The following is a 9,536-nucleotide window of genomic DNA, read 5'->3' on the forward strand; positions in this document are numbered from 1 at the left end:
GCCTGCGGCGGCAGATGGCCGCCGCAGGCCGGAGACCCGGATCATGTAGAACTCGTCCAGGTTGCTGGCGAAAATGGATAGGAAGCGAACCCGTTCGAGTAGCGGGTTGGAGGTATCGAAGGCTTCCTCGATGACGCGCTGATTGAACTTCAACCAGCTGAGCTCGCGGTTGAAGTAGAGGTCGGAGCGGCCCAGGTTGACGCTGGCGGGCTTTTTCCCGCGGGCCGGCGTCTGCGGGTCGGTCTTGGACGAAGGGGTAGCGGTGGCGGTCTTGGTCATGATCAGATCTACGATGTTTTGGTGGGGCGCTAGGGTGTGGTGTTGCGGCTGTGGGGAACTCTGCGCCGGACGATCTTCCAAGGATCAGCTCCGGCCATCGAAGCTAGAAACAGGAACAACAGTGTAGCAAACTGCTGTGACAGCAGTGGTACAGCCTAGGTCCTTGACGCAGAACGAGATAGCCTAACGATGGCCGGTTGGCCAAGGTGCTGCTAGCCACGGTCTGTTAGCACAGGAGGAAGCACTCCAGGTCATGAAGCGTCTACTATTGCTCCGCCACGGCAAGTCGGATTGGGACGCTCCCTTCGATCACGACCGGGAGCGACCGGTGGCTACCCGCGGTCGCCGCGCCGCCGCGGCCATGGGCGAGGTCATCGCCGGCGCCGGGTGGGAGCCGGACCGCGCCCTCACCTCCCCGGCGGTGCGCGCCCAAACGACCCTCGAGCTGGCCGCCCAGGCTGGTGCTTGGCAGTGTCCGGTGGACGAGGACGAGATCCTCTACAGCGGCGATGCCTCGGAAGTCTTGGAGCGCCTGCGTCAAGTCCAGGGCAGCTGCAAGACGGTGCTGGTGGTGGGCCACGAACCGGTGTGGTCCGAGCTGCTGGCATTGCTGATAGGCGGCGGCAGCCACCGCATCCCCACCGCCGCCCTCGCCGCCGTCACCTTCGACCGCGAGAGCTGGCAGGACCTAGAACCCGGCATCGCCGAGCTCCGCTGGCTCCTCCCCCCGAAGCTGCTGAAGAAGGTCGGCTGGCCGTAACTGTCTGAAAAACCAGGGACCAACAAGTGGGTCCCCCCTCCGGGAAGGGAACAAGGAACCGGTGTCCCGCGGGCGTCGAGAGTCGAGTCCTGCGGGTGAATCGGCAGACCGATTCATCCTCGGAGCTCGCTCTCTCCTCACACCATCGGATGTTGCGGGGCCATCTGGGAGCCCGCGGCCGGGGTGGAGCCGCACTGTGGGCCGTAAGTGCTTGAAAATCCAGGGACCAACAAGTGGGTCCCCCCTGTGGCAGCTTCAGCCCGGCACCAGCTCCAACGACCGCCGATAGGCTTGCTCGAAGAGCGGGGCGGCGGCTTTGCGGGTTTCCCGCAGCTCGACCGTTGGGGGCTCCACCGACTCCAGGCGCAGGGTCACCGTCTCGGGAGCGATCTCCACCTCCAGGTCGCGGATGCGTCCGGCGCGGGCGCGCTCCAGGAACTCCGCCAGGCGTAGGCAGGCGGTGAGGTGGCGCAGGAGCTTCTTGTCGCCGGAGCGCATCAGGGGGGTGTAGCGGCCCAGCTTCGGCGTGCCCTTCTCGTGGTAGCGCACCATCAGCGTGATCAACATCTGCTCCCGGTGACTGAAACCGTGGAGAGGCTTCGACTCCAGCAAGTAGGCGCTGTGGCGGTGGTGGTGGTAGTAGTCGATGGCGACGCCGATGTCGTGGAGGGCGGCGGCGGCGTCGAGGAGCTCGGCTTCCCGGGGGCCCAGACCGTGGAGGGGCTCGAGACCATCGAAGAGTCGCCGGGTCAGGCGCCGCACGTGATTGTTGTGGGGATTGGGCACCGGATAGCGGGCCAGCCGGCTGTCCACCGCGAAGCGCCGCACGTCGTCTACCCGATAGTCCGGGCCGGGGAGGAATTTGCGCAGGAAGGCGCCTTCGCGCATACCCTGGCCGGAGATCACCATGCGCTCGTGGCCGCTTTCCCGCAGCAGCCAGCGGAAGACCAGGGCGGCGGCGGGGATGACGTCGGCGCGGTCGGAGCGGATGCCCGGTACGTCCGCCCGCTCGGCGCTGCTCTGGGACAGCAGCTCGGCGGTGAGCTCTTCGAGGTCCGAGCGCTGCAACACGTAGCCGTGGATCAGACTGATGGGGTAACTCTGGAGCTTCTGGATCGCCCGCGCCAGGTTGCGCACCGAGCCGCCCATGGCCACCAGCGGCGCCGCGTCCCGGCGCATGCGCTGGACCACCGGTGCCAGGTGGCGGGCCACCTCCATCTCCAGCGCCTGGATCTGCCGCGGCGACGGCGGATCGCTGAGCAGGAAAGCCTCGGTGAGGCGCACCATGCCCAGGGGATGGGCGTCGCCGAAGTCGAAGGCGCGGTCGCTCATGCGCGAGACCTGCACACTGCCGCCGCCCAAATCCACCACCCAGGCATTCTCGAAGGCCAGGCCGTTGGCCACCGCGTCCACCCCCAGCTGGGCCTCTTCGGTCCCGCTGAGGATCCACAGATCCAGGTCCAGGGGATCGATGAGATCGAGGAAACGGTCGCGGTTCTCCGCCTCCCGCAGGGCGCTGGTGCCGATGATCTGCAGCTGGTCGAGGTCGGCGGCGCCGGCAAAATCGGCGATGAGCTTGATGGCGGTGGTGGCGCGCTCCACGGCGGCGTCGGTGAGATGGGCGCTGGTGCCGAAGCCTTCCGCCAGCCGCACCACCTCGCGGATTTGGTCCTCGATCTGGAACCACAGCCCCTTTTGGCACACGAAGACCACCAACCGGGCGGTGTTGGAGCCGAGATCGACGATGCCGATCCGTTGTTCGGGAGCGGGGCCGGGAAGGCGCGGCACACCGCGCGGGCCGGAAGTTGACGCCATGGCGGGGGAAAAATACCACGGACCGCGATACGCTCGACCTAGGGATCGGCAATTGATCCGAGGAAACTTCGCCCCCAAGCCCGAAAGGTAGAGGATGAACGACCCGACGCCCACGACCGCTTCGACGTCCGCCGGGGAAGGCTCGCCGGTGCAGCGGCCCACCGGCCGTTCCGCGCAGGAACCGGGGGAGCTGGTCTTCGAGGCCCGGGGAGTGACCAAGGTCTATCCCATGGGCGAGGTGGAGGTGCAGGCCCTGAGGGGAGTGGACCTGGAGCTCCGGCAGTCGGAGTTCGTGGTGCTCCTGGGACCGTCCGGCAGCGGCAAATCGACGCTCCTCAACATCCTCGGCGGCCTCGATCTGCCCACCGAGGGGCAGGTCTTCTTCCGCGGCGAGGAGCTTACTGTGGCGGACGAGAGCCGGCTGACCCAATATCGCCGGGAGCACGTGGGCTTTGTCTTCCAGTTCTACAACCTGATCCCCAGCCTGACGGCGCGGGAGAACGTCGCCCTGGTGACGGAGATCTCCCGCGATCCCATGACGCCGGAGGACGCCCTGGCGCTGGTGCGCATGGACGAGCGTATGGATCACTTCCCCGCCCAGCTCTCCGGCGGCGAGCAGCAGCGGGTGGCCATCGCCCGGGCCATCGCCAAGCAGCCGGACGTGCTGCTCTGCGACGAGCCCACCGGCGCCCTGGACATCTCCACCGGAGTGGTGGTGCTGGAGGCCATCGAGCGCATCTCCGAGGAATTGGGCACCACGGTGGCGGTGATCACCCACAACGCCGCCATCGCCGCCATGGCGGATCGGGTCATCTCCCTCGCCGATGGGCGCATCTCGTCGGTGCAGGAAAACCAGCGGCGGCTGCCCGCCCGCGAGCTCAGCTGGTGACGCCGTGCGAGCCCTCCACCGCAAGCTGTTTCGGGATCTCTGGCAGATGCGCGGCCAGGCTCTGGCCATCAGCTTGGTCATCGCCGCCGGCGTTGCCATGTTCCTCCTCGCCCTCAGCACCTTCCAAAGCCTGCGGCTGACCCAGGAAACCTATTACAGCCACCAACGCTTCGCCGAGGTCTTCGCCAACCTCGAGCGGGCGCCGGAGTGGTTGGCCCACGACATCGCCGCCATCTCCGGGGTGGCCCAGGTGCAGACCCGCGTGGTGCGGGACGTGGTGCTGGACGTGGAAGGGCTGCCGGAGCCGGCGGTGGGGCGGCTGATCTCGCTGCCGGAGGGCCGGGAGCCGCTGCTCAACGACATCTTCCTGCTCCGCGGCCGCCGCCCGGAGACCGGCCGCCCGGACGAGGTGGTGGTCAACGAGCCCTTTGCCGAGGCCCACGAACTGGTGCTGGGGGATACGGTGGCGGCGGTGATCAACGGCAGCCGGCGGCAGCTGGAGGTGGTGGGAGTGGCCCTGTCTCCGGAGTACATCTACGGCATCCGCCCCGGCGAGCTGATGCCCGACGATTCGCGCTTCGGCGTCTTTTGGATGGGGCGCCAGGGGTTGTCGTCGGCCTTCGACATGGAGGGCGGCTTCAACGACGTCGCCCTGGGGCTGCTGCCCCGGGCCTCGTCGCCGGAGGTCATCGCCCGGCTGGATCAGCTACTGGAACCCTATGGAGGCCTCGGCGCCATTCCCCGGGATCTGCAGGTCTCCCATTGGTACTTGAACAGCGAGCTGGAGGGCCTGCGGGGCTCCGCCATCATCGTCCCCATCATCTTCCTCGGGGTCGCTGCCTTCCTGCTCAATGTGGTGCTGTCGCGGATGGTGGCGGTGCAGCGGGAGCAGATCGCGGCGCTCAAGGCTCTGGGCTACCCCAACCTCCAGATCGGATTGCACTACAGCCTGTGGAGCATTCTGGTGTCGCTCATTGGCGGCGCCTTGGGCACCGGCGCCGGGGCCTGGCTGGGGAGCGGTCTCACCGAGCTCTACACTCAATATTTCCGCTTTCCCTATCTCGAATACCGCCTGGCGCCGTCGGTGGTGATTTTGGCGTTGGCCATCAGCCTGGCGGCGGCGGTGGTGGGGGCCCTGGGCTCGGTGCGGCGGGCGGTGAGGCTACCGCCGGCGGAGGCCCTGCGGCCGGCACCACCGGCCGCCTACCGGACGACCCTGGTGGAGCGGCTGGGCTTGGGGAGGTTGCTTTCCCAGCCGGCGCGCATCGTCGTGCGCAATCTCGAGCGCCAACCCATCCGGGCGCTGCTCTCCATCACCGGCATCGCCTTCGCCGGCGCCATCATGGTGGTGGGGACCTTCTCCCTGGACGCCATCGACGTCATCCTCGACCTGCAGTTCAACGCCGCTCAGCGCCAGGACATCACCATCTCCTTCTTCCTGCCGGTGTCCTCCGGGGCCTTGCATTCGGTGCGCTCGATGCCCGGGGTGCTCGCCGCCGAGCCCCAGCGCGCGGTGCCGGTGCGGTTGCGCTATCGCCACCGATCTCGCCAGACGGCGGTCACCGGCTTGCCTGCGGACGGCCGCTTGCAGCGGGTGGTGGACGATGAAGGCCAGCCGCTACAGCTGGCGGCGGAGGGGCTGACCCTCTCCGCCAAGCTCGCCGAGCTGCTGGCGGTGGAAGCGGGGGACACCGTGACCCTGGAGGTGCTGGAGGGGGCGCGGCCGGTGAAGCGGGTGCCGGTGGCCTCGGTGGTGGACGACTTTCTCGGCACCTCTGCCTACATGCAGCTGGACGCTCTGCATCGCCTGATGCGCGAGGGCGGCGCCCTGAGCGGCGCGGTGATGCTGGTGGACGATGCCGCCGCCGACACCCTCTACCGGCGGCTCAAGGCGACGCCGGCGGTGGCGGGGGTGGCCCTCAAGCGGGCGGCCATCGAGAATTTCCGCAGCACCGTGGCGGAGAACCTGGGGCTGATGACCACCTTCAACCTGCTCTTCTCCAGCATCATCGCTTTCGGCGTGATCTACAACGGCGCGCGCATTTCCCTGTCGGAGCGCAGCCGCGACCTCGCCAGCCTGCGGGTCATCGGTCTGACCCGCCGGGAGATTTCCGCCATCCTTCTCGGTGAGCTGGCGGTGCTGACCTTGGTAGCGACCCCTCTGGGGTTGCTGCTGGGGCGCAGCCTTGCCGGCCTCACCGTCGCCGTCTACGACAACGAGCTCTACCGCCTGCCCTTGGTGGTGGCCCCCAAGACCTACGCCCTGGCGGCGGTGACGGTGTTGGTGGCCTCGGTGGTATCCGGGCTGGTGGTACGCCGCCGGCTGGACCATCTGGATCTGGTGTCGGTGCTCAAGACCCGGGAGTAATGTCATGGGGTTGTCCATCAAACGTTTTCTGCCTTGGATCATCGGCGTCGTCGTGGTAGTCCTGATTCTCCTCGCCCTGCGGCCCACCCCGCAGCCGGCGGACTTCGCCGTGGTGTCGAAGGGACCGCTGCAGGTGACCGTGGGGGAGGAAGGGGAGACCCGGGTGCGGGAGCGCTTCGTGGTCTCAGCGCCGTTGGCGGGGAAGGTGCTGCGCATCGAGCTCGAGCCCGGCGACCCGGTGGTGGCTGGGGAGACGGTGCTGGCGGTCTTCCGCCCCTCCGACCCCAACCTCCTCGACGCTCGCAGCCGCGCCGAGGCTCAGGGGCGGGTGCAGGCGGCCCGGGCGGGCCTGGGGAGTGCCGAGGCGCGGCGGGAGCGGGCGGCGGCGGAGCTGGAGTTTCGCGAGGGCGAAGAGGCGCGAATCTCGCGGCTGGCGACGGAGGGCATCGTTTCCCAGGAGGACCTGGACGCCGCCCGGCTGGCCCTGCGCACCGCCCAAGAAGAGCTGGCGGCGGCGCGCTTCGCCGAACGGAGCGCCCGCTTCGACCTCGAAGTGGCGCGGGCGGCGCTGACCCAGAGCGGGGACTCGGACGAGGCCATCACCCTGCGCTCGCCGGTGGACGGCGTAGTCCTCCGCCGCCTGCGGGAAAGCGAGTCGGTGGTGCCGGTGGGGGAGCCACTCTTGGAGGTGGGGGACGCCGGTCGCCTGGAGATCGTCGCCGACTTCCTGAGCCGCGACGCGGTGAAGATCGAGGCCGGCCAGCAGGTGATGATCGAAGACTGGGGTGGCGACGAGCCTCTCTCCGGCCGGGTGCGGCGGGTGGAACCGGCGGGCTTCATGAAGATCTCCGCCCTGGGAGTGGAGGAGCAGCGGGTCAACGTGATCATCGACCCCGACGAGGTCCCGCCGAGCCTGGGGGACGGCTATCGGGTGCAGGTGGAGGTGGTGCTGTGGGCCGAGGAGTCGGTGCTCCAGGTGCCGGTGGGCAGCCTCTTCCGCGACGGCGAGCGCTGGGCGGTCTTCGTCGTCAACGGCGAGGAAGCACACCTACGGGAAGTCGAGGTAGGGCAGCGCAACAGCCGCACGGCGCAGGTGCTGGGTGGGCTTCAGGAGGGGGAGACGGTGGTTCTCTACCCGGGGGATGAGATCACCGACGGGACCTTGGTGGAAGAGCGGTAGGGGGCAGGAGCAGGCAACAAAAAACCCGGGCGGTGAGCCCGGGTTTTTCTTCGCTCGATTCAAGAGAGCCTACTGACAGCGCACGTCCAGCGACGACACCGAATCGTTGCCCACCCGGGTACCGGTGAGGTCGGCGATGCTCGCGGTGAGCACCGTCGAGCGGCCGCGGTAGTCAGCGTGCTCGAAGAGCAGCACCTCGCAACCGGGATCCACCCGCACGGAGCTGGCGGTGTCCTGGCGGATGGAATTGTCCGCCAGCTGGGCGTCGGAGTTGAAGAAGACCTCCGAGCGGCCGGTGTAGTTCTGGTGCTCGTAGAGGGTCACGGCGGAGCCGGCGCGGGCACCGCGATCACCTCGATAGCCACGGTCTCCCCGATTTCCCCGGTTGTTGCGGTCATCGCGGTAGTAGCCGCGCTGGCGGCCGTCGCATTCGATGCGCAGGGACGACACCGAGTCGTTGCCCACGCGGGTGCCGGTGAGGTCGTAGATGTCGGCCTCCAGCACGGTGGACTTGCCCTCGTAGTTGGGGTGCTCGAAGAGGAAGACGCGGCAACCCTGGGGGACTCGCACGGAGCTGGCGGTGTCCTGGCGAATCTGGTTGTCGTTGAGCCGCGGATCGTCCTCGTAGAAGGTCTCGGAGCGGCCGCCGAAGCGCTGGTGCTCGTAGAGGGTCACGCCGTCCCGGCCCGGACGATCCGGACGAGTCACCGGCGGATCCACGGGGCGAGCGTTGCGGGACTCGATGACCTCGACGGTAATGGTGCCCTTGAGCATGCCCTTGCGGATATTCACCGGCTCCAGCAGCTCATACTCGATGAGGGTGGTGGCGCCGGGGTTGGGGCGGTGCTCGGTGCTCACCGCTTCCAGGATGGCGGAGCCTTCCCGGGGATCGACCTTGCTCAGATTCACTCGGTTGACGCCGGCCAGCTCACCGAAGCGGGTGCTGGGATAGCGCGGGGCGCGGTGGGCTCCGGCGGGGATGGCCACCATGCGCAGCCGCACGCGCTCGCCGACCTCGAGGGTGAGAACCTCACCGGGGTTGACGTAGCCCCGCTGCTCCTTGGTCGCCATGTCCTGGATGGCGATGCGTAGCTCCGAGATGGCAGGATTGTTGTCCTGCGCCTCGGCGGTGGGGGTGGCGATGCCGCAGAGCATCGCAAACAAAGCGACGAAACTGAGTCGTAACGCGGCTTTCATGGTTTCCTCCTCGTTTCCTTGGTTGCTCGACCGGTTCCGACCTTCACGAGTGTTCTGCGGATCTTCCCTGAGGCTTTACCGCCAGGACGCTCAACAGCAGTGGTAGCTGCGGCTCCTCCGGGGGGAGGGCGAAACGTCGATTCCCGACATCCAGCATATTTTCAAACATCTTCCAACCGTTAGAGTACGGTAGTTCTTGAACGACTTTCAAAGTGAGCCCAGCTTCGAGGATCGCCGTCAGCACCTGCCCCACGCTCCACTGGAATTCATAAGTGGGGTGGGGGTTGGTGAAGTCTTGCACTCCTTGTTGCTGGCCCGAGGGCGCTAGACCCTCGCCGGATTCGGCGACATAGTCCGGAACTCCGGCGGCTTCGACCATCCATCGGCCGTCGCCGAAGTAGGAATATTGCAAGGTCCGTGCCTCGTCGAAGGCGAAGACCATGGGATGGAATTCCACCAGCGCCAGCCGCCCGCCGGGGGCCAGGAGCTCCGCGGCGCCGCGAAAGAAGGCCTGGAGGTCCGAAACCCAGGGCAGAGCACCGTAAGAAAGAAAGATTCGCTGGTAAGTTTCTCCACGTTCCCGCGCCGCCGGCAGGAAGTCGAAGACGTCGCTGCGCTGGAAGCGGCCGGGAACGCCGCTGTCCTCCGAGAGCCGGCGAGCGAAGGCAACGGCCTCGTCGCTGATGTCGACGCCGGTGACCAGGGCACCGTGGTTGGCCAGGCTCAGGGTGTCCTGTCCGCAGTTGCACAGCAGGTGCAGGAGGCTCTGGCCCTCCAGCTCTCCCAGCAGCTTCACCTCCTCCGGGAAGAGGGTCGAGCCACCCCCGCGGAGGAAGGCCGCCTGGTCCGCCTTGTGGCTGTTGTGGGCTTCGGTGGCTTGGTTCCAGGAGCGGCGATTGGCCTCGTGAGCGGACCGGGCGTCGGTGAGCCACACTACGGGCCTGACTCTCCACCTGATCAAACAGAGCCATATTGTCCAGGGTCAAGGCGATCTGCTGGGCAATGGAGGCGGCCAACGAGACGGCTTCCGGGCTAAATGGCTGGGCCG

Annotated in this window: 8 protein-coding genes; 4 read left to right on the plus strand and 4 right to left on the minus strand. The window is 67.6% G+C overall.

The annotated features are described in order from the left end of the window. The coding region (locus SX243_23440; GenBank protein ID MDY7095939.1) for an RNA degradosome polyphosphate kinase at nucleotides 1–279 on the minus strand (279 nt) is incomplete at its 3' end. A 253-nt stretch (nucleotides 280–532) separates the two neighbouring features. Between SX243_23440 and SX243_23445 the strand changes: the two genes are divergently transcribed. Beyond that, nucleotides 533–1,039: a histidine phosphatase family protein gene (locus tag SX243_23445; protein MDY7095940.1), complete on the plus strand. Its 507-nt coding sequence runs from the start codon at nucleotides 533–535 to the stop codon at nucleotides 1,037–1,039. 255 nt (nucleotides 1,040–1,294) lie between these two features. On the opposite strand, the gene SX243_23450 is transcribed toward SX243_23445, so the two are convergent. Continuing rightward, nucleotides 1,295–2,827, minus strand: coding sequence for a Ppx/GppA phosphatase family protein (locus SX243_23450; protein MDY7095941.1), 1,533 nt, complete (start codon nucleotides 2,825–2,827; stop codon nucleotides 1,295–1,297). Nucleotides 2,828–3,083: 256 nt separating this feature from the next. On the opposite strand from SX243_23450, the gene SX243_23455 reads away from it, so the two are divergent. From SX243_23455 to SX243_23465, 3 genes are read left to right on the plus strand one after another with little or no spacing between them, the layout of a single operon-like run. Then, nucleotides 3,084–3,743: an ABC transporter ATP-binding protein gene (locus tag SX243_23455; GenBank protein MDY7095942.1), complete on the plus strand. Its 660-nt coding sequence runs from the start codon at nucleotides 3,084–3,086 to the stop codon at nucleotides 3,741–3,743. A 4-nt stretch (nucleotides 3,744–3,747) separates the two neighbouring features. Beyond that, a complete protein-coding gene (locus SX243_23460; GenBank protein MDY7095943.1) occupies nucleotides 3,748–6,111 on the plus strand; it encodes an FtsX-like permease family protein in 2,364 nt (787 codons plus the stop codon). A gap of 4 nt (nucleotides 6,112–6,115) precedes the next feature. Beyond that, on the plus strand, nucleotides 6,116–7,291 hold the full coding sequence (locus SX243_23465; GenBank protein MDY7095944.1) for an efflux RND transporter periplasmic adaptor subunit: 1,176 nt from the start codon (nucleotides 6,116–6,118) through the stop codon (nucleotides 7,289–7,291). Between the two features lie 69 nt (nucleotides 7,292–7,360). Here SX243_23465 and SX243_23470 read toward each other — a convergent pair whose 3' ends face one another. Continuing rightward, a complete protein-coding gene (locus SX243_23470; GenBank protein ID MDY7095945.1) occupies nucleotides 7,361–8,488 on the minus strand; it encodes a beta/gamma crystallin-related protein in 1,128 nt (375 codons plus the stop codon). A 43-nt stretch (nucleotides 8,489–8,531) separates the two neighbouring features. After that, nucleotides 8,532–9,422 carry a class I SAM-dependent methyltransferase gene (locus SX243_23475; GenBank protein ID MDY7095946.1) on the minus strand — a complete coding sequence of 297 codons (891 nt, stop codon included), beginning with the start codon at nucleotides 9,420–9,422 and terminating at the stop codon, nucleotides 8,532–8,534. Between the last annotated feature and the right edge of the window lie 114 nt (nucleotides 9,423–9,536).

It is taken from the genome of Acidobacteriota bacterium, assembly GCA_034211275.1.
Taxonomy (GTDB): Bacteria; Acidobacteriota; Thermoanaerobaculia; order Multivoradales; family JAHZIX01; genus JAGQSE01.